The sequence below is a fragment of the Microbacterium deferens genome (assembly GCF_045517775.1).
Taxonomy (GTDB): domain Bacteria; phylum Actinomycetota; class Actinomycetes; order Actinomycetales; family Microbacteriaceae; genus Microbacterium.
Genome location: NZ_JBEUWT010000001.1, coordinates 528,148 through 546,979 on the forward strand (window position 1 = coordinate 528,148; position 18,832 = coordinate 546,979).

Annotated in this window: 19 protein-coding genes; 4 read left to right on the top strand and 15 right to left on the bottom strand. The window is 67.0% G+C overall.

Translation table 11 applies throughout. The features are described 5' to 3' along the window. Positions 1-13: 13 nt before the first annotated feature. Entirely contained in the window at positions 14-391 is a 378-nt protein-coding gene (locus tag ABTU82_RS02655) for a twin-arginine translocase TatA/TatE family subunit (RefSeq protein ID WP_246134023.1), read from the bottom strand. Between the two features lie 72 nt (positions 392-463). Between ABTU82_RS02655 and ABTU82_RS02660 the strand changes: the two genes are divergently transcribed. Then, complete coding sequence (locus tag ABTU82_RS02660) at positions 464-1,102, top strand: O-methyltransferase (RefSeq protein WP_116646232.1); 639 nt, start codon at positions 464-466, stop codon at positions 1,100-1,102. A gap of 54 nt (positions 1,103-1,156) precedes the next feature. Here ABTU82_RS02660 and ABTU82_RS02665 read toward each other — a convergent pair whose 3' ends face one another. The 3 genes from ABTU82_RS02665 to dapE form a co-directional block, all read right to left on the bottom strand. Further along, positions 1,157-1,327, bottom strand: a complete 171-nt coding sequence (locus tag ABTU82_RS02665) for a DUF3117 domain-containing protein (protein ID WP_116646231.1) — start codon at positions 1,325-1,327, stop codon at positions 1,157-1,159. 69 nt (positions 1,328-1,396) lie between these two features. Then, entirely contained in the window at positions 1,397-2,617 is a 1,221-nt protein-coding gene (locus tag ABTU82_RS02670; protein ID WP_407171558.1) for a hypothetical protein, read from the bottom strand. Further along, positions 2,599-3,675, bottom strand: a complete 1,077-nt coding sequence (dapE, locus tag ABTU82_RS02675) for a succinyl-diaminopimelate desuccinylase (RefSeq protein ID WP_407171560.1) — start codon at positions 3,673-3,675, stop codon at positions 2,599-2,601. Before dapE ends, ABTU82_RS02670 begins: the two co-directional genes overlap by 19 nt. Positions 3,676-3,753: 78 nt before the next feature. Here dapE and dapD point away from each other — a divergent pair, with 78 nt between their 5' ends. Beyond that, a complete protein-coding gene (dapD, locus tag ABTU82_RS02680) occupies positions 3,754-4,710 on the top strand; it encodes a 2,3,4,5-tetrahydropyridine-2,6-dicarboxylate N-succinyltransferase (RefSeq protein ID WP_407171561.1) in 957 nt (318 codons plus the stop codon). A gap of 106 nt (positions 4,711-4,816) precedes the next feature. On the opposite strand, the gene ABTU82_RS02685 is transcribed toward dapD, so the two are convergent. The 6 genes from ABTU82_RS02685 to ABTU82_RS02710 all read right to left on the bottom strand — a co-directional run bounded on the left by ABTU82_RS02685 (position 4,817) and on the right by ABTU82_RS02710 (position 9,165). Continuing rightward, positions 4,817-6,112, bottom strand: a complete 1,296-nt coding sequence (locus tag ABTU82_RS02685) for a citrate synthase (protein ID WP_407171564.1) — start codon at positions 6,110-6,112, stop codon at positions 4,817-4,819. A 115-nt stretch (positions 6,113-6,227) separates the two neighbouring features. After that, the gene (gene dapC, locus ABTU82_RS02690; RefSeq protein ID WP_116646226.1) at positions 6,228-7,334 is read right to left on the bottom strand and encodes a succinyldiaminopimelate transaminase; all 1,107 of its coding nucleotides are present in this window, start codon (positions 7,332-7,334) and stop codon (positions 6,228-6,230) included. A 4-nt stretch (positions 7,335-7,338) separates the two neighbouring features. Further along, positions 7,339-7,659: a ferredoxin gene (gene fdxA, locus ABTU82_RS02695; RefSeq protein ID WP_116646225.1), complete on the bottom strand. Its 321-nt coding sequence runs from the start codon at positions 7,657-7,659 to the stop codon at positions 7,339-7,341. Next, positions 7,656-8,051, bottom strand: a complete 396-nt coding sequence (locus ABTU82_RS02700) for a DUF6113 family protein (protein ID WP_133241690.1) — start codon at positions 8,049-8,051, stop codon at positions 7,656-7,658. The genes fdxA and ABTU82_RS02700 overlap by 4 nt, the downstream gene beginning before the upstream one ends. A 35-nt stretch (positions 8,052-8,086) precedes the next feature. Beyond that, on the bottom strand, positions 8,087-8,401 hold the full coding sequence (locus ABTU82_RS02705; RefSeq protein WP_407171569.1) for an AzlD domain-containing protein: 315 nt from the start codon (positions 8,399-8,401) through the stop codon (positions 8,087-8,089). Next, a complete protein-coding gene (locus ABTU82_RS02710; RefSeq protein ID WP_407171570.1) occupies positions 8,398-9,165 on the bottom strand; it encodes an AzlC family ABC transporter permease in 768 nt (255 codons plus the stop codon). The genes ABTU82_RS02705 and ABTU82_RS02710 overlap by 4 nt, the downstream gene beginning before the upstream one ends. Before the next feature lie 65 nt (positions 9,166-9,230). Between ABTU82_RS02710 and ABTU82_RS02715 the strand changes: the two genes are divergently transcribed. Then, on the top strand, positions 9,231-9,779 hold the full coding sequence (locus tag ABTU82_RS02715; protein ID WP_116646221.1) for a helix-turn-helix domain-containing protein: 549 nt from the start codon (positions 9,231-9,233) through the stop codon (positions 9,777-9,779). A gap of 926 nt (positions 9,780-10,705) precedes the next feature. Further along, the gene (locus ABTU82_RS02720) at positions 10,706-10,894 is read left to right on the top strand and encodes a hypothetical protein (protein WP_407171572.1); all 189 of its coding nucleotides are present in this window, start codon (positions 10,706-10,708) and stop codon (positions 10,892-10,894) included. Between the two features lie 54 nt (positions 10,895-10,948). Here ABTU82_RS02720 and typA read toward each other — a convergent pair whose 3' ends face one another. From typA to ABTU82_RS02745, 5 genes are all read right to left on the bottom strand, one after another. Then, positions 10,949-12,859, bottom strand: a complete 1,911-nt coding sequence (gene typA, locus ABTU82_RS02725; protein WP_116646220.1) for a translational GTPase TypA — start codon at positions 12,857-12,859, stop codon at positions 10,949-10,951. A gap of 588 nt (positions 12,860-13,447) precedes the next feature. Further along, positions 13,448-15,115 (bottom strand): ABC transporter ATP-binding protein, encoded by a 1,668-nt coding sequence (locus ABTU82_RS02730; protein WP_407171576.1) that lies wholly within the window; start codon positions 15,113-15,115, stop codon positions 13,448-13,450. Continuing rightward, positions 15,112-16,059 carry an ABC transporter permease gene (locus tag ABTU82_RS02735; RefSeq protein ID WP_407171578.1) on the bottom strand — a complete coding sequence of 316 codons (948 nt, stop codon included), beginning with the start codon at positions 16,057-16,059 and terminating at the stop codon, positions 15,112-15,114. Before ABTU82_RS02735 ends, ABTU82_RS02730 begins: the two co-directional genes overlap by 4 nt. After that, positions 16,049-16,978, bottom strand: coding sequence for an ABC transporter permease (locus ABTU82_RS02740; RefSeq protein ID WP_407171582.1), 930 nt, complete (start codon positions 16,976-16,978; stop codon positions 16,049-16,051). The genes ABTU82_RS02735 and ABTU82_RS02740 overlap by 11 nt, the downstream gene beginning before the upstream one ends. A 157-nt stretch (positions 16,979-17,135) precedes the next feature. Then, positions 17,136-18,770, bottom strand: coding sequence for a peptide ABC transporter substrate-binding protein (locus ABTU82_RS02745; RefSeq protein ID WP_407171585.1), 1,635 nt, complete (start codon positions 18,768-18,770; stop codon positions 17,136-17,138). Between the last annotated feature and the right edge of the window lie 62 nt (positions 18,771-18,832).

Sequence of the window (18,832 nt, forward strand, 5' to 3'; positions counted from 1 at the left end):
GGCCGGGGGCCCGTCAGGTGGCCTCGGAGTCGAACGGCGGTCGGACGTCGGGCGAGAAGGCCCCGCGGGTCGGTTCCGTCCCTGCCGCAGCCATCGTGGCCGCGACGCTCGCGGCCTGCACGCTCGCGACCGGCGCGTCGTCGAGAAGAGCCTCGCGGATGATGCGTCGAGGGTCGTACTGACGGGGGTCGAGCTTGCGCCAGTCGACGTCGTCGAACTCGGAGCCCATCTCGTCACGGACCCGCGATCGGGCGCCCTGCAGCATCTCCTTCGCGCGGGTCGTCAGACGCGCGAGCCCCTCGGCGTAGCGAGGGAGCCTTTCGGGTCCGATCAGGAGCGCGGCGATCACCCCGATCAGCAGCAGCTTCTCGATCGTGAGCCCGAAGAACATGGGTCTCAGCGTAGTCGTCGCGCCTACCCGCGTGCTGTGCCTCGCCCACGTAATCTGTGCGAGGAGGTCGAGATGAGCGGTAGCGAAGCGAACCAGCGATTCGTGTCGGAGGCGACGGTGGAGCCCGAGCACATCGCGCGGGCGCGCGCGCACGCCCTTGAACTCGGAGCCCAGCCCGTGAGCGCGCCGGTGGGTGCTCAGATGGCGGTCATCGCCGCAGCATCCCGAGCCCGGAGCATCATCGAGGTAGGCACGGGCGGCGGCGTCTCGGGGCTCTGGCTCCTGCGCGGCGCACCCGGCGCGACCCTCACCACGATCGACAGCGAGCCCGAGCACCTCGGCGCCGCCCGCCAGGCCTTCGCCGACGCGAAGATCCCCGCCGCACGCGCCCGTTTCATCACCGGTCGCGCCTCCGACGTGCTCCCCCGCATGAACGAGGCGTCGTACGACATCGTGCTGATCGACGCCGATCCCGAGGGCGTCATCGAGTACGTCGAGCACGGTCTGCGACTCGTCCGCGCCGGCGGCACCGTGCTGGTCCCCCGGGTGCTCGCCGGCGGTGCCGTCTCCGATCCGGTGCGCCGCGATCCTCAGACCGCCGCCTACCGTTCCCTGATCCAGGAGACGCAGGCGTCGCCCGCGGTCATCGGTGCCCTGTCGATCACGGGCGAGGGTCTCCTCCAGCTCACCACGCTCCCCGAAACCCCGTGAGAACGGCGATGGCGACCGCTCCGGAGAGCGATCGCCATCGTGAAGGAAGAGACGTCAGGCGCTGACGACCCCGCTGAGCACGTCGTAGAGCTCCTTGGCTTCTGCATCGTTGACGGACACGACCAGGCGCCCGCCGCCCTCGAGCGGAACACGCACGATGATGAGGCGCCCCTCCTTCACGGCCTCCATCGGCCCGTCCCCGGTTCTCGGCTTCATGGCTGCCATAGTGGCTCCTTTTCGTCGTTAGGTCTGCTTAAGTAGTTTATCGTGAGCGAACGCAACATAACGGCGGGCTCAAGGGATCTGCCAATAGGTGTTGCCCAGGGCGTACATGTTGTAGATCCACCACCACTGCCCCAGGAGCGCGAGCGCGAGCACGCTCAGGCGCCAGACGAGCGACGTCGGGACAGCGAGAGCGCCCCATAAAGGCGACAGCGGAACGAGCAACCGGAAGATGCTCGATTGCGGGAAGAACACCGCCAGAAGGTAAAGCAGATAGCTGGCCGACCACAGGCGCACTTCGATTCCGAGCCTGCGCACCTGGGGTAGCAGGAGGAGCGCCGCGGCGAGCCCGACGACCAGCAGGACGAGGGCGACGTACCCCGCGATCTCGCCGAGCCCCCAGGTGCGGAACCAGAAGGCCGACGCCTGGACGAATCCGTCGAACGGCACGAAATGCGGCGACGTCTCACCGAGCCAGTTGCGGCGCCACGCGAGCTCCGTCGCCAGGTAGGCGCCGGAGTCGCCCGTGACCGCCGCCGCGATCAGCTGCCAGGAGAAGCCCACGACCGTCGCCAGCGCTCCGAGCGCGACGATGTGGATGATCTCGCGGGCCGGCAACGTCTCGCTCCGACGCCGGAACCAGCGCCACACGCCGTACAGACCGAGCAGCAGGGCGAACGCGAGGATCCCCGGCCGGGTGTACCCCATGAGCGGGATCAACAGGTACAGCCATCCGTACCGTCGCTCCCGCAGGCACCAGAGCGCGACGAGGAGGAAGAAGAGGAACAACGACTCCGCGTACCCCACCTGGAACAGCGCCGCCAGCGGGCCCGAGGCGAAGAACACCACGGCCCACATCGCCGCAGAGCGATCGAGTCGCGGGCGCATCAGGGCGTACAGAGCGACGGATGCGCCGTACCCGGCCGTCACGGAGATCACCAGGGCTCCGGCACCCCACGACCCCAGGAGCGCGCCGAGGCCGGCCGACGCGTACGCGTACAGCGGCATGAACGCCCACGAGTTCTCGGCGACCGCTCCGGCGTCGGTCAGCGGCAGATCGGACGGGTAGCCGTTGACCGCGGTGAACCAGTACCACGTCGCATCCCACCCGACCGCGAAGTCGCCCAAGCCGGCGCCGTCGCCGAAACGCGAGCCCTGCACCGAGAGGTGGGCGGCGAGCAGCAGGAACAGGGTCGTCACGACGCGCGCGAGCACGTAGACGATACCGATCCGAGCGGCGACCGGCAGGTGCCTCCAGCCGCGCCCCGCGCGTGTCAGGACTGCGTCAGCCACGCCCGGAGTCCGCGCTCGACGTCGCCGATCTGGCGCAGCGGGACGCGCTCTTCGTCGTGGTGGGCCAGGCTCGGGTCGCCGGGCCCGAAGTTCACCGCGGGCACCCCCAACGCCGAGAACCGGGCGACGTCGGTCCAGCCGTACTTCGGGCGGGGTTCCGCCCCGACCGCGCGGACGAACTCCTGCGCGAGTGCCGCGTCCAGGCCCGGGCGGGCGCCCTCGGCGAGGTCGATGACCTCCACGTCGAAACCGTCGAAGACGTCGCGGACGTGGCGCGAGGCCTCTTCACCGTCGCGACTGGGAGCGAAGCGGTAGTTGACCTCGACCTCGCACGTGTCGGGGATGACGTTCCCGGCGACGCCGCCGGCGATGCGGACCGCGTTCAGCCCCTCACGGTAGACGAGCCCCTCGACCTCGACATCGCGGGGGCGGTACTCGGCGAGGCGTCCGAGGATCGGTGCCGCGCGATGGATGGCGTTGTCACCGATCCACGCCCGCGCGCTGTGCGCCCGCGTGCCGCTGGTGCGAACGATCGCGCGCAGGTTGCCGTTGCAGCCGCCCTCGACCTGACCGTTCGACGGCTCACCGAGGATGGCGAAGTCACCCGCGAACAGGTCGGGCCGCGTGCGGGCGAGACGCGTGAGCCCGTTGAGGTCGGCGGCGACCTCCTCGTGGTCGTACCACATCCAGGTGATGTCGACGCGAGGCTCGGTCAGCTCGGCCGCGAGCTTCAGCTGCACGGCAACGCCGGCTTTCATGTCGACGGTGCCGCGCCCCCAGAGGTGCGGCTCGCCGTCGATGTCGATCACCCGGGTGGGGAGATTCGCGTTGATCGGAACCGTGTCGATGTGCCCCGCGATCACCACGCGCTGGGCGCGACCGAGGTTCGTCCGAGCCACGATCGTGTCTCCGTCGCGGTAGACCTCGAGGTGCGGGAGGTCGGCGACGGCGGACGCGATGGCGTCTGCCAGTGCTCCCTCGTCGTCGGAGACGCTGGGGATGTCGCAGATGGTGCGGGTGAGATCGACCGCGGACGATGACAGGTCGAGTACCGGCATGGCCCGATTCTACCGACCGCGCGCACCGCCTCCCGCCCGGAGGACGGCCCGCCTCGGCGGGACCAGTACCGTGGAAGCATGAGCGACAACCGTTGGGTATGGGGATTCGGCCTTTCGACTGTGACCGAGAGCGGCACGGTCCTCGACGCGTGGTTCCCCGAACCCGCGCTCGGGCGACTGCCACTCGGACTCGACCCGGCGATCCCGCCCGCGACCCTCGACCAGCTGGCTGTGGCCGACCCTCGGCGCGCGGTGACTACCGAGGTCATCGCGATCGAGGTCGACCTGGATGCTGCGCCCACCTCGACCGCGGACGCCTACCTGCGTCTGCACGCGCTCTCCCACCGGCTCGCGGCGCCCAACGAGGTCGATCTGACGGGGATCTTCGCCCACCTGCCCAACGTCGCGTGGACCAACGCGGGCCCGATGCATCCGGACGACGCGACGCGTCTGCGCCCGTTCCTCCTGCGCGAGGGCATCCAGGTGCAGAGCCTCGACAAGTTCCCCCGCCTGCTCGACTACGTCACGCCGGCGGGCGTCCGCATCGCCGATGCCTCGCGCGTGCGCCTGGGCGCCTACCTCTCCCCCGGCACGACCGTCATGCACGAGGGCTTCGTCAACTTCAACGCCGGCACCCTGGGCGCCTCGATGGTCGAGGGCCGCATCTCGCAGGGCGTCGTCGTCGGCGACGGCAGCGACATCGGGGGCGGGGCGTCGATCATGGGCACCCTCTCGGGCGGCGGGTCGCACCGCGTGTCGATCGGCGCCCGCACGCTTCTCGGCGCCAACGCGGGCATCGGCATCTCGCTCGGCGACGACTGCATCGTCGAGGCGGGCCTCTACGTCACCGCCGGATCGAAGATCGTGCTCGCCGACCAGCCCGCGAACGCCGACGGCGCCCGCCCGACCGCGAAGGGCTCCGACCTGTCGGGTCGCGATGGGCTGCTGTTCCGACGCAACTCGCTCACCGGCGCGGTCGAGGCATCCGTCCGCTCGGGTGTCGGCGTCACCCTCAACGAGGCGCTGCACGCATAGCGCCGCCCGGCGAGAACGACGAAACCCGTTCCCCCGGCGAGACCCCGACGTTCTGCGGGGGTTTCGCTGCGAGGAACGGGTTTCGTCGTCAGACGGGCGAGCGCGCTCAGGCGCCGGGGTAGGTGCGCTCGGGCGCTCCGGTGTAGAGCTGCTGCGGGCGACCGATCTTGGTCTGCGGGTCGTGCTGCATCTCACGCCAGTGCGCGAGCCACCCGGGCAGTCGGCCGATGGCGAACAGCACGGTGAACATGCGCGTCGGGAAGCCCATCGCCTTGTAGATGACGCCGGTGTAGAAGTCGACGTTCGGGTAGAGACGGCGCTCCTTGAAGTAATCGTCGTGGAGGGCGATCTCCTCGAGTTCCTTCGCCAGATCGAGCAGCGGATCGCTCACGCCGAGGGCCTGCAGCACCTCGTCGGCCGACTCCTTCACGAGCTTGGCGCGCGGGTCGTAGTTCTTGTAGACCCGGTGCCCGAAGCCCATGAGCTTCACGCCGTCTTCCTTGTTCTTCACGCGCTCGACGAAACGCTCGACGCTCTCACCGGAGTCTCGGATGCGGCCGAGCATGGCCAGCACCGCCTCGTTGGCGCCGCCGTGGAGCGGACCGTAGAGGGCATTGATGCCGGCGGAGATGGACGAGAACTGGTTGGCACCCGTCGAACCGACCAGGCGCACGGTCGACGTCGACGCGTTCTGCTCGTGGTCTTCGTGGAGGATGAGCAGTCGCTCGAGTGCGCGCGACATCACGGGGTTGACCTCGTAGTGCTCGGAGTGCACGCCGAAGTTGAGCTTGAGGAAGTTGTCGACGAAGCCCAGCGAGTTGTCGGGGTAGAGGAACGCCTGGCCGACGCTCTTCTTGTGCGCGTAGGCCGCGATGACGGGCAGCTTCGCCAGCATGCGCACGGTGTTGAGTTCGACGTGCTCGGGGTTGTGGGGGTCGGACTCGCCCTCGTAGTACGTCGAGAGCGCCGCCGTGGCCGCCGAGAGCACCGACATGGGGTGCGCGGTGTGGGGAAGCGCCGAGAAGAAGCGCTTCAGGTCTTCGTGGAGAAGGGTGTGGCGACGGATGCGCTCGTCGAACGCGGCCAGCTCGTCGGCGGTCGGCAGCTCACCGTAGATCAGCAGCCACGCGACCTCGAGATAGGTGCTGTTCTGCGCCAGCTGGCTGATCGGATAGCCGCGGTATCGCAGGATGCCCTGGTCTCCGTCGATGAAGGTGATCTCCGACTTCGTCGACGCCGTGTTGACGAACCCGTAGTCGAGGGTCGTGTGACCCGTCTGCCGGGTGAAAGTCGAGATGTCGACGCTCGGGGCGCCGTCGGTTCCTCGGATGACCGGGAATTCAGCAGTGGTGCCGCCGACGGTGACGGTGGCCTTGTCGTCCTGCGCTGCCGCGTCGCTCATGGCGCCTCCTCGCGAAATCAGATCGGTTCTTACAGCCTATAAGTCGTCGGCGGGTACGGCGGACACCGCCAAAGGATGGACCGGTCTGATGGAGGTCGCAACCAAATGGACGGATCTACGCCGACCGCAACCGCTCGGCGGCTGTGCGGATCCGTTCGTCGGTCGCGGTGAGCGACAGGCGAACGTGCTGCGGAAAGTGCGACCCGTAGAAGTGGCCGGGGCCGGCGAGAATGCCGATATCGGCGAGCCTGCCCAGGCTCTCCCAGGCATCGCGCCCCTCCGTGGCCCAGAGGTAGAGACCCGCCTCGCTGCGGTCGATGCGGAACCCGGCGGCCTCGATCGCCGGCTTCAGCACGGCCCGGCGCGCCGCGTAGCGGGCCTTCTGGGCGCGGACATGCTCGTCGTCGCCGAGGGCCGTGACCATCGCCGCTTGCACCGGCGCCGGCGGCATGAGACCGAGATGCTTGCGACCCGTGAGGAGCTTCGCCACGATCGTCGGATCGCCGGCGAGGAAAGCCGCGCGGTATCCCGCGAGGTTCGACTGCTTGCTGAGGGAGTAGACCGAGATCACGCCGGTGAGGTCGTCGGCGACGACACGGGGATCGAGGATGCTGGGGACCGCGGCATCCGCCCACTCCCCTTCCCAGCCGAGTTCGGCATAGCACTCGTCGGAGGCGAGCACCGCGCCGAGCTCGCGCGCACGCGCCACCGCACGGCGGAGGTCGTCGACCCCGAGCACGCGCCCGTCGGGATTTCCGGGGGAATTGATCCAGACGAGCTTCGTGCCGGTCGGCCAGTCGGCGGGATCGTCGGCTGCGACCGGCGTCGCACCCACCAGTCGCGCACCGACCTCGTAAGTGGGGTAGGCAGCCCGTGGATGCACGACGGTGTCTCCAGCGCCCACGCCGAGCAGGAGGGGCAGCAGCGCGACCAGCTCTTTGGAGCCGACCGTCGGGAGCACGTGTTCTGGCGCGAGACCCGCGACCCCGCGCCGGCGCGCGTACCAGTGCGCGATCGCCTCGCGCAGGAGCGGTGTTCCCGCGGTCTGCGGATACGCGTGCGCGTCGGTCGAGGCTTTCAGCGCGTCGGCGATCACGTCGGGCGTGGGGTCGACCGGCGAACCGATCGAGAGATCGACGATGCCGCCCGGGTGACGCCGGGCCGTCTCGGCGTACGGAGCGACGGCATCCCAGGGGTAGTCGGCGAGATCGGCGACGCCCATCGGCCTACTCGCCCTGGGGCGGAAGAACCGAGATGACGGGGTGATCTTTCGCGATCACGCCGACCTTGGCGGCACCGCCCGGAGAGCCGATGTCGTCGAAAAACTCGACGTTGGCCTTGTAGTAGTCCGACCACTCTTCGGGCAGGTCGTCTTCGTAGTAGATGGCCTCGACGGGGCAGACCGGCTCACACGCACCGCAGTCGACGCATTCGTCGGGGTGGATGTAGAGCGACCGTTCACCCTCGTAGATGCAGTCGACCGGGCATTCGTCGATGCAGGCGCGGTCTTTGACATCCACGCACGGAAGAGCGATCACATACGTCACTCGTCCAGTTTACGGGGCGCGGGGAGGCGTGAGGTGTCGGGCCACGCGAACACCAGCGCGACGATGATCGGGACGACGAAGGTCCACGTGAGCGGAATCCACTCCGTGTCGGGTGTCGGAGCCGCCACGATCACCGATCCGCCCGGGCCGGTACCCGAGAAGACGACCATCGCGAGGATGGCGCCGAGGCCTGCGGCCAGGGTCGTCCACCGGTCGCTCACCAGCAGGCGCAGCGCGACGAAGAGCGCGGTCGTGCCGACGGTGGCGAGCACGAGCCCCACGGGGAGCACACCGATCGTGAAGGCCTGCGCGACGGTGGCCGCCGTGCCGTACACGACACCGATCACCGCCGCGATCAGCCAGGTCAGCAGGCGGGATACCGTGGTCGTCACCGCGTCAGTGTATCCGCGGCGTCTCAGCGCCCCTCTCAGCTCGCCCAGCCCCACAGACGCAGGAGCGCAGCGACAGCCGCAGCAGCGGCCACCACGACGAGGAACGGCGCTCGGACGGCGAGGAGCCCTCCCGCCACCAGCACGGCCGGCAGGCGCGCGTCGAAGACGATGGCCTGCCCGACCCCGAGGGTCTGCACGGCGACCAGGGCAGCCAAGAGCGCCACCGTGAGCAGATCGGCGATCCGAGCGGGGCGGGGGGCTTCGAGCCAGTGGCCCGGCACCGCATAGCCGACGGCCTTCACGGCGACGCAGATGACCGAGGCGAGCAGCACGGCGTTCCACAGACTCACGGCAGGCCCTTCCGTTCGGGGATGTCGACCGGCTCGGATGCTGCTCCCCCGCGCCGGTCGGATTCACAGAGCAGGTTGAACCACCCGACCGCCAGTGCGACGAGCGCCGCGACGATCACGGGCACGCCGGGCATGAGGCCCGGCGTGAGGAGCACAGCGACGACGGCCGCCGCGGCTCCCACGGCGATCGCCTGCCGACCCCTCAGTCGCGGCCAGAGCAGAGCGAGGAAAGCGGCGGCGGCCGCAGCATCCAGCCCGTACTGTCTCGGATCCCCCAGGACGTCGCCCAGGAGCGCGCCCACCAGAGTGGAGATGTTCCAGCCGACGTAGATCGCGATGCCGGTGACCCAGAACCCGACCGCGCGCGCCCGGGTCGTCGTCTGCGCGAGCGAGACCGCCGTCGACTCGTCGATGGTGAAGGGGGTCGCCGCCGCTCGACGCCAGAAGCCGCGTCCGACCACCGGCGACATGCGCATCGCATACGCGGCGTTTCGTACTCCCAGGAGCGCCGACGACGCGATCGCGGCGGGCGCCGCGGCGGGCCCTCCCGCGCCGATGACCCCGACAAACGCGAACTGCGATCCGCCGGTGAACATGAACAGGCTCAGCACGCAGGTCTGCCAGACGTCGAGACCGGACGCGACGGAGAGCGCGCCGAACGAGATGCCGTAGGCGCTCGTCGCCAGGGCCACCGCGAGCCCCTGACGGGCGGCCCGACGCGACTGGGCGTCGCGCTGCCCGTCTGTTCGCCGGAATGAACGCATGACTGACAGTGTGAACGCGCTCGGGTGGCTAGTCAAGCTGAACGATCGTTTGACATACTGAACGCATGACGATCCTGGGACCCCGCATCGCTCACACCCTGCGCCGTGAACGCGAGGCGGCCGGCGTCTCCGTCTCCGAGCTCGCCCGGCGCGCCGGGGTGTCGAAGGCGACCGTGTCGCAGTTGGAGGGCGGATCGGGCAATCCCAGCGTCGAGACGCTCTGGGCCCTCGCCGATGCACTCGGCGTGCCGTTCGCCGTCTTCGTCGACCGGGAGACGGGCGCGCCGACCCTGGTGCGCGCCGCCGAGGCGCCCGGCGTTCCCTCTTCGGCCGCGCCGTACCTCGCGTCGCTGCTGTCTGCGAGTCCTCCGAACGCGCGGCGGGACATCTACCTGATCCGGGCCGAGCCCGGTGAACCACGCCTGTCCACACCGCACCAGCGCGGAACCACCGAGCACGTCGTGCTGATCGGCGGACAAGCGCGCGTGGGTCCGTCCGATGCGGCCGTCGTGCTCGAGCCCGGGGACTACCTGTCGTACGCCGGAGACGCCGCCCACGTGTTCGAGGCGCTCCTGCCGGGGACCAGCGCGGTGATGGTGTCGGAACTGCGCTGACACGACGAAGGCCCCCGGACGGATCCGGGGGCCTTCGTCGTGGGTGCGGGAGTCTCAGGCCCCGGCGTCCTGGCGCTTGCGCTGCGACGATTCACGCCTCCAGTAGCGAGCCGTCAATGATCACTAGCCCCGCCCGAAAGCACCATCGGCGCTTCAAAGAGAAGGTGAGCTTTAGCGAGAGCTCGATGGGGTGAGCCATTAAGTACAGGACATCACGACAAGCTTGAGTCGTACAAAAATTCACGCATGTGGCGGGGGCCTTGGGGCTTCGCAGCCGACCGCCTCGAAGCCCATGCCGCTACGGCGCGAACATTAACTGACGCGATCGCTCGGACCCTATGCCACCTGATGGCGATCCTCAACCCGTTGCAGTGAGCCTCATTAGAACGTTGACTCGGAATTACCGAAAATCCGTTTTGCAGATCGGAGGTCAAAATGAAGACAACTAGAACAGCACCACTTATCGCGGCCGGTGCGGTGATCTCGATGGCTTGCCTACTCCCCGCGGGTGCAGCTCAAGCCCAGGTGCATAGCCAACCATTTCTCGTCGGAAAAGACTTGGTGACGAGCACGTACGCCACCACCAACGGCCCAGTATCTGGCCAGTCGACAACCGTGTACGTCAACGCAATGCCGTCATTTCCGTCCAGTGGCCAGTTTGCAGGAATAGAGAATGGATACGGGGAAGACAAGTTCCTCGTGACCGAGACAATCGGAGTCGACGGAGGAATGGCGACCTGCGTCAGTTCCGGTTCAGTAACATTTGTGGATTCAAGCACCGCAAAAGCCTGGATTGTACCGTCTGTGAGCGGCTATGAATGCGTCGTGGGCGAGTCGATCCGAGTTACTTGAGTCGTCGCCTTCACTAGATCAGGCTTCGTACGGCGCGCTCCTCGGCACGGTTCAGGGCCGGCGAACCACGTCTATTGAAGTCGCACCAGCGCGGAACCACCGAGCACGTCGTGCTGATCGGCGGACAAGCGCGCGTGGGTCCGTCCGATGCGGCCGTCGTGCTCGAGCCCGGGGACTACCTGTCGTACGCCGGAGACGCCGCCCACGTGTTCGAGGCGCTCCTGCCGGGGACCAGCGCGGTGATGGTGTCGGAACTGCGCTGACACGACGAAGGCCCCCGGACGGATCCGGGGGCCTTCGTCGTGGGTGCGGGAGTCTCAGGCCCCGGCGTCCTGGCGCTTGCGCTGCGACGCGGTGCGGCCGCGCACGTTCGCGTCGAGCTCGACCTTGCGGATGCGGACGGCCTCCGGGGTCACCTCGACGCATTCGTCGTCGCGGGCGAACTCCAGGCTCTCCTCCAGCGTCAGCAGTCGGGGCGGGGTCATCGACTCGAAGGTGTCGGAGCTCGCGGCACGCATGTTCGTGAGCTTCTTCTCCTTCGTGATGTTGACGTCCATGTCGTCGGCGCGCGAGTTCTCGCCGACGACCATGCCCTCGTAGACCTCCTGGGTCGGCTGCACGAAGAACGACATGCGCTCCTGCAGGGCGATCATCGCGAACGGGGTCACCACACCGGAGCGGTCGGCCACGATCGACCCGTTCTGACGGGTCGAGATGGCGCCGGCCCACGGCTCGTAGCCGTGCGAGATCGCGTTGGCGATGCCGGTGCCGCGCGTGGTGGTGAGGAACTCGGTGCGGAAGCCGATGAGGCCGCGCGAGGGGACGACGAACTCCATGCGCACCCAGCCGGTGCCGTGGTTCGTCATGCCCTCCATGCGCCCCTTGCGGCCGGCGAGCAGCTGCGTGATGGCGCCGAGGTACTCCTCGGGGGCGTCGATGGTCAGGTGCTCGAAGGGCTCGTACGTCTTGCCGTCGACCTTCTTCGTGACCACCTGGGGCTTGCCGACCGTGAGCTCGAAGCCCTCGCGACGCATGTTCTCGACGAGGATCGCCAGGGCGAGTTCGCCACGACCCTGGACCTCCCAGGCATCCGGGCGTCCGATGTCGACGACCTTGATCGAGACGTTACCGATGAGCTCGCGGTCGAGGCGATCCTTCACCATGCGGGCGGTGAGCTTGTGGCCCTTCACCTTGCCCATGAGCGGCGAGGTGTTCGTACCGATCGTCATCGAGATGGCCGGGTCGTCGACGTGGATCTGCGCGAGCGGACGCACGTCGTCGGGGTCGGCGATCGTCTCACCGATCGTGATGTCTTCGAAGCCGGCGATGGCGACGATGTCGCCGGGGCCCGCCGACTCGGCGGGGTAGCGCTCGAGTGCGCGGGTCTTGAGGAGCTCGGTGATGCGCGCGTTGCTCGTCGAGCCGTCGGCGCGCACCCAGGCCACCGTCTGGCCCTTCTTGAGCGTTCCGTTGAAGACGCGCAGGAGCGCCAGGCGGCCGAGGAAGGGCGAGGAGTCGAGGTTGGTGACCCACGCCTGCAGCGGCGCCTCGTCGTCGTACGCGGGAGCGGGAACGTGCTCGAGGATCGCGCCGAAGAGGGGCTCGAGGTCGTCGTTGTCGGGCAGCGCGCCGTTGTCGGGGCGGTTGCGCGAGGCGGCGCCGGCGCGGCCGGACGCGTAGACGACGGGAACGTCGAGCAGGGCGTCGACGTCGAGGTCGGGCACGTCGTCCTGCAGGTCGGAGGCGAGACCGAGAAGCAGGTCGTGCGCCTCTTCCTCGACCTCGGCGATGCGGGCGTCGGGCCGGTCGGTCTTGTTGACCAGGAGGATGACGGGGAGCTTGGCTTCGAGCGCCTTGCGCAGCACGAAGCGGGTCTGCGGGAGGGGACCCTCCGACGCGTCGACCAGCAGCACGACGCCGTCGACCATCGACAGACCGCGCTCGACCTCGCCGCCGAAGTCGGCGTGACCGGGGGTGTCGATCACGTTGATCGTGATGGGCTCTTCGGTGTGGGCACCGTTGTACGTGATCGTCGTGTTCTTCGCGAGGATCGTGATGCCCTTCTCGCGCTCGAGATCGTTCGAGTCCATGGCGCGTTCTTCCATGTGCTCGTGCGAGCCGAACGAGCCCGTCTGGCGCAACATCGCATCCACGAGCGTCGTCTTGCCGTGGTCGACGTGCGCGACGATCGCGACGTTGCGCAAATCGGAACGGAGGGCGTGCGCCATGAATAATCCTTGCGGTTCGGGGAGGGCGCCCGGAATCGGGCCCCTCTAGTCTATCCGGCCCGACAGGGCAAGCGGGCACGACAGCCGCGCAGACGAGCCACACCACGATCGCAGCCACGACGATGAACGCGCGGACGTCCCAGCTCGGCCGCACGAGCCCAGCGTCACCGTCCTCCGCGGCCATCCAATCGACAACGATCTGCCCGGTCTGACGGGTAGAGCCGTCTGGGCCGGTACGCCCGCGCAGCGCCCTTTGGCAGGATGGCGATGGCCCACCGAACACACGCACCGGCGATCCGTCGTCGAGCATGAGCACCATCTACCAACGAAGCTCTATGCCCTTCACTCGCCCCCGCAGAACACGCGTGCGACGTAGCAGATTCTGCACCGTCACGCCGGTCCTGTCGGTCGAGATGCGCGACGCGACCCAGATCACCTACGCCATCCACAGCGCCAGCAAGAGCCAGGGCGCGACGATAAGCGCCTGCGCGAAGCTGCCGTGCACCACCACATCTGCTAGGAGCGAGGCTCAGCGCGGAAATGAGACCAAGGGGCCAGGACGCCCGGTCGACCGACAGTTCGCGCGTGTCAGGACAAGCGACCTGTCGGGATCGAGGCGCCGGGGATCGCGTCGAGCAGCCGCCGTGTGTAATCCTCGGAGGGGTTTGCGAAGATCTCGTCCACCGTGCCCTGCTCGACAATCTTGCCTCGCTCCATAACGGCGACGAAGTCAGCCACCACACGCACGACTGCGAGGTCGTGCGTGATGAAGAGGTAGCTCAGGCCGAGCTCGCTCTGCAGATCGGAAAGAAGGTTGAGGATCTGGTCCTGCACGAGGACGTCCAGCGCGGAGACAGCCTCGTCGAGGACGAGGATGTCGGGCTTGAGGGCGAGCGCCCGCGCGATCGCGACACGCTGTCGCTGGCCGCCGGAGAGTTCGTTCGGGTAGCGCGCCGCGAGTTCTCGCGGGAGGGATACCTGATCGAGCAGCTCAAGCACACGCGCGCGTCGCGTCTTACTGTCGCCCACCTTGTGAATCTCGAGCGGCTCGGAGATGGTGTTCCCGATATTGCGTAGTGGATCGAGCGAACCGTAAGGGTCTTGGAAGACGGGCTGCATCCGACGCCGCAGATCGAAGGTCTGGCGACGCGACGATGCGGCGACGTCCTGACCATCGATCAAGATCGTCCCCGACGTCGGCGGTTCGAGCATCAGAACCATCTTTGCGACCGTCGACTTACCCGACCCAGACTCACCGACGAGCGCGAGAGTCTTGCCGCGCGGGATCTCGAACGAAACACCATCGACGGCCCTGAACGGTTCGCTTCGGAAACCGCCCTGGCGGATCTTGTACTCCTTGGCGAGATTCTTCACCTCGATCGCTACCGCTCCCGACGCATTCTTCGCATGCGTGATACCGCGGTCTTCGGCACGCGCCTGGATGCGCTTCGATGCCAGGCTAGGCGCCGCCGCGACCAGTTTGCGTGTGTATGGGTGCTGCGGATTCTCGAGAATCTCGCGGCTGGGGCCAGACTCCACGATCTCGCCCTGACTCATCACCACGATGGTGTCGGCGCGCTCCGCGGCCAATCCCAGGTCGTGGGTGATAAGGAGCACCGAGGTGCCCTTGTCGCGCGTAAGGGTCGCCATGTGGTCGAGGATGACGCGCTGCACGGTGACGTCGAGAGCAGACGTCGGCTCGTCGGCGATCAGCAGCTTCGGGTCGGCCGCGAGACCGATGCCGATGAGCGCCCTTTGACGCATACCTCCGGAGAACTGGTGCGGGAACTGGTGGAGGCGGCGCGCAGCATCCTTCAGTCCTGCCTGCTGCAAAACCTCTATCGCCCGCTGCTCGATCTCCTTACGCCCAGCCGCGACCCCATTCGCCTTGATGGCCTCCTTCACCTGGAACCCGATGCTCCACACCGGATTGAGGTTAGACATGGGGTCTTGGGGAACGTAGCCGACCTCACGACCACGAATGCGCTCCATCTGCGTCCTCGTCAGGCCCGTGAGGTCTTTCCCGTCGAGCATGATGGACCCCGACGTGACGTGACCGGTGCCGGGCAGCAAATCGATGATCGCTGACGCAGTCGTCGACTTACCGGAGCCCGACTCCCCTACGATCGCGACTGTCTCGCCGCGATGCACATCCAAGTTAACGCCGTGAAGAACCTCACGGGAAACCTTGCCTGCATCGAACGCGACGCGCAGGTCGCGGATGGAGAGCAACGGTGCGTTCTCGACAGCGCTCATCGGCGTGCCCTCGCCTTCGGGTCGAGGGCGTCGCGAAGCAACTCGCCCAGGATGATGAATGCAAGGACCGTGACGGTCAACGCAATCGACGGGTAAATGAGCGCCATGGGGGCCACGCGCAGCGACGCCTGAGCCGCGCTGATGTCGAGCCCCCATGACATCGTGCTGCTACCGAGACCGACGCCGAGGAACGACAAAGTCGCTTCGGCCGAGATCGCCGCACCCAGCGTGATAGTCGAGACGACGATCACAGGGGCAAGCGCGTTCGGAAAAACGTGAGCGAGCAGTGTCCGGAACCGGGAGAGGCCGAGAGCACGCGACGCCATCACGAAGTCGGCTTGACGCACGCGCAGTACCTCGGCTCTGATGACACGAGCCGTCGACGCCCAGGCGAAACCGCCGATGGCAAGAGCGAGGACGAGCGGTGTGCGGTTCTGCGAGAACACGCTCATGACGACGATCGCGGCCAGGATGTAGGGGATTGAGAAGAAGATGTCGCCGACTCGCGAGAGCACCGAGTCGAGCCATCCGCCGTAGAAGCCCGCGAGGGCGCCCACAACGACGCCGACGACGGAGCCAATGATCGTCGCGAGGAGCCCCACAAGGAGTGAGGTCTGCGCACCCCAGACGATGCGCGACCAAATATCGCAGCCTTGGAACGTGAACCCCAGCGGGTGTCCGGCAGTCGGGCCGCCATTGCTATTGGACAGCTGGCAGTCGTTGTTCGGCGGGACCTGCGTGAAAAGCGTCGGCATCAAAGCCATCGCGATGATGATGACGACAACGACGGCGGTGACCCAGAACGTCGGACGCCGCCGAATGTCGATCCAGGCGTCACGCCAGAGGTTGCTCGGTTTCTCGTCGACGCGGACGGCATCCACCTCGACGACCGCGTCCTTTAAGGGTGCGACATAGTGCGTGGGAGAGAGGCGATCACTTGGCATAGCGGATCCTCGGGTCGAGCAGGCCGTAGAGCAGGTCGACCACGAGGTTGACCAGCACGTACACGATGACGAATACCGTCACGAAGGAGACGACGGTCGGCCCCTCCTGGCGGATGGTGGCCTGGTAAAGCGTGTTGCCAACACCGGGCACGTTGAAGATACCCTCGGTCACGGTTGCACCCACGAGCAGCACGCCGAAGTTGGTTGCGGTATTGGTGATCGTTGGGATGAGTGAGTTGCGCAGCACATGTACGGGGATTACGCGGCGACGCGAGAGACCCTTGCTGTAGGCGGTACGCACCCAATCCTGGTTCAGGGTATCGATGACCGAAGCCCGGGTGAGCCTCATGCTCGTCGCGTAAAGACTGATGCCGAGCACGATCGCCGGTAGAAGAAGATCGAACCACCCGTTCTGTGCGCCGACGGTGGCTCGGAACCAGCCCAGTTGGATCGCTAGGAAGTACTGGGCGAGGAACGCCAACACGAAGACGGGTACACCAACGAACGTGAGTGCGACGACCAACGACGTGTTGTCGAAGAACTTACCCTTGCGGAGCGCCGAAATCGTTCCGATGACGATCGCCAGGATGAGCTCGATCGCGATCGCCATGACGGCCAGACGAAGGGTGACGGGGAACGTGCGCGCGAGGACCTCACTCACCTGCTGGCCCGAGTAGCTGACGCCGAGATCACCCTGGAACACGCCGATGATGTAGTAGAAGTACTGCACGATGAACGGGTCGTCGAGATGGTATTGGGCCCGGATCTGAGCGAGCAGAGCAGGGTTCGGCGGACGATCGCCGAATAGGGCGGCGATCGGGTCGCCGGGCATGGCGAACACCATGAAATAGATCAGCAGGGTGGCTCCGAAGAACACCGGGATCACCTGCAGAATGCGTCTGAGGATGTAAGTGGCCATCCTCATCTCCCTCCGAGATCAGTCGGCACGCAGACGCGGAATGGTCTGCGCACCTGAAGTCATCGCCCGCACGTCACCGAAGCGACAAGATTACCGGCGACACATGTCGCGAGGCGGTGGCTGACGCCACCGCCTCGCGAGGTGTATGACGAAGGAGCTACTCCCCCTTGGTGATCTCGTTATAGAGCGGCACCGAGTTCCAGCCGAACTCGACGTTCCCAACGCCCTCGGCGTATCCGCCGGTGACGTTCGAGTACCACAGTGGGATGGCGGGAAGATCCTGCAGCAAGACAGTCTGAGCCTGCTGGTAGAACTCGTTCGCCTGAGCCGGGTCCGTGGCCGAAATACCCTGCGCGAGCAGGTCGTCAAACTCGGGGCTCGAGTAGTCACCGTCGTTAGACGATGCGTTGGTCGCGTACAGCGGGCCCAGGAAGTTGTACAGACCGGGGTAGTCGGCCTGCCATCCGGTCCGGAACGCCGTCTGGATCGCGCGCGACGTAACGAGTTCGCGCTGCTCGGCAAATGTGGGGTACGCGGCACCCGACGCGTCGATGCCGAGCGTGTTCTTGATCGAGTTCGACACCGCGTCGACCCACACATCGTGGCCGCCATCGGCGTTGTAAGCGATCTGGAAGGTTCCGCTCCAGGGCGAGATCGCATCGGCTTCGGCCCACAGCTCGACGGCGCGGTCGGGGTTGAACTCGAGCACCTCGGCGCCCTCAAGGCTGTCGGACCAGCCGTCGATGACCGGCGAGGTGAAGTCGCTGGCCGGCGTACGGCTGCCCTGGAAGACCGTGTCGGTGATCTCATCACGGTTGATGGCCATCGACAGAGCCTGACGACGTAGTTGACCCTCTTCGCCCGAGAAGTGCTCCAGGCGTCCGGGGATCGTGAAGGACTGGAAGATGGCGGCGGGCTGGTTCACTGCACGATCGCCGAGATCGGACTCGTACGATGCCATGGCTGCCGGCGGAATGGCGTCGATGACATCGACGGCCCCGTCAAGCAGATCGGCGTATGCCGAATCCTGCGAGGCGTAGAACGTAATGGTGAGGCCACCGTTCTGCGCCTGACGTACGCCCTGGTAGGCGTCATTCTTGACAAGGTCGATCTGCACGTCGTGCTGCCACGCGCCGTCACTAGCGAGCTTGTAGGGGCCGTTACCGATCGGGTTCTCACCGAACGCGTCGAAGTCTTCGAATGCGACATCGGGGAGCGGGTAGAACGCAGAGTAGCCCAGGCGCTGAGCGAAGTCGGAGGCGGGCTTGTTCAGTGCGATCGTAAAGGTGTAGTCATCGACCTGCACGAGGCCGGTCAGCTCGCTGTCTTCGTCGTAGCTGAATCCCTCGATGTCCTCGAAGAAGTAACTGTTCTTGCGCTCGTTCGACAACAGGGCGCCGTCGTTCCACGCCTTGATGAAGTTGTCGGCCGTGACCTCCTCGCCGTCGGAGAAGGTCTGACCCTCTTTGATCTTGACGGTGAGGTTCTGCGGGTCGTCAACCGTGATTTCCTCGGCGAGATCATTGACGGCGGTGCCGTCGGCCTCGTAGGACACCAGGCCCGCGAAGATCGCGTCGAGGATCTTGCCGCCACCGGTTTCGTTGGTAGCGGTGGGGATCAGCGGGTTCTCCGGCTCGGATCCGTTCGTCGTGATGATCGACGCTGTTGCTTCGCCGCTGTTCGACGAGTCGGCCGATTCGCCGCCTCCGGTGCAACCGGCGAGCGCGAGCGCCGTGACGGCCACTCCCGCTCCGGTCACGAGGGCGCGTTTGCGCCACGTGTTCTTCGACACATTTCCTCCTGTGCAAGGGGTGAGCGCGTCCACGCCGAATCGGGGGGGCCTCGGCGGGACAC

Bases quoted from the DNA above. Each gene is read 5' to 3' on its own strand.
- ABTU82_RS02715 (WP_116646221.1), top strand. From the start codon at position 9,231: ATGACGATCCTGGGACCCCGCATCGCTCACACCCTGCGCCGTGAACGC.
- ABTU82_RS02655 (WP_246134023.1), bottom strand. From the start codon at position 391: ATGTTCTTCGGGCTCACGATCGAGAAGCTGCTGCTGATCGGGGTGATC.
- ABTU82_RS02740 (WP_407171582.1), bottom strand. From the start codon at position 16,978: ATGGCCACTTACATCCTCAGACGCATTCTGCAGGTGATCCCGGTGTTC.
- dapC (WP_116646226.1), bottom strand. From the start codon at position 7,334: ATGGGCGTCGCCGATCTCGCCGACTACCCCTGGGATGCCGTCGCTCCG.
- dapE (WP_407171560.1), bottom strand. From the start codon at position 3,675: ATGCCGGTACTCGACCTGTCATCGTCCGCGGTCGATCTCACCCGCACC.
- typA (WP_116646220.1), bottom strand. From the start codon at position 12,859: ATGGCGCACGCCCTCCGTTCCGATTTGCGCAACGTCGCGATCGTCGCG.
- ABTU82_RS02730 (WP_407171576.1), bottom strand. From the start codon at position 15,115: ATGAGCGCTGTCGAGAACGCACCGTTGCTCTCCATCCGCGACCTGCGC.
- dapD (WP_407171561.1), top strand. From the start codon at position 3,754: ATGAGCGACAACCGTTGGGTATGGGGATTCGGCCTTTCGACTGTGACC.
- ABTU82_RS02710 (WP_407171570.1), bottom strand. From the start codon at position 9,165: ATGCGTTCATTCCGGCGAACAGACGGGCAGCGCGACGCCCAGTCGCGT.
- ABTU82_RS02735 (WP_407171578.1), bottom strand. From the start codon at position 16,059: ATGCCAAGTGATCGCCTCTCTCCCACGCACTATGTCGCACCCTTAAAG.
- ABTU82_RS02665 (WP_116646231.1), bottom strand. From the start codon at position 1,327: ATGGCAGCCATGAAGCCGAGAACCGGGGACGGGCCGATGGAGGCCGTG.
- ABTU82_RS02660 (WP_116646232.1), top strand. From the start codon at position 464: ATGAGCGGTAGCGAAGCGAACCAGCGATTCGTGTCGGAGGCGACGGTG.
- ABTU82_RS02685 (WP_407171564.1), bottom strand. From the start codon at position 6,112: ATGAGCGACGCGGCAGCGCAGGACGACAAGGCCACCGTCACCGTCGGC.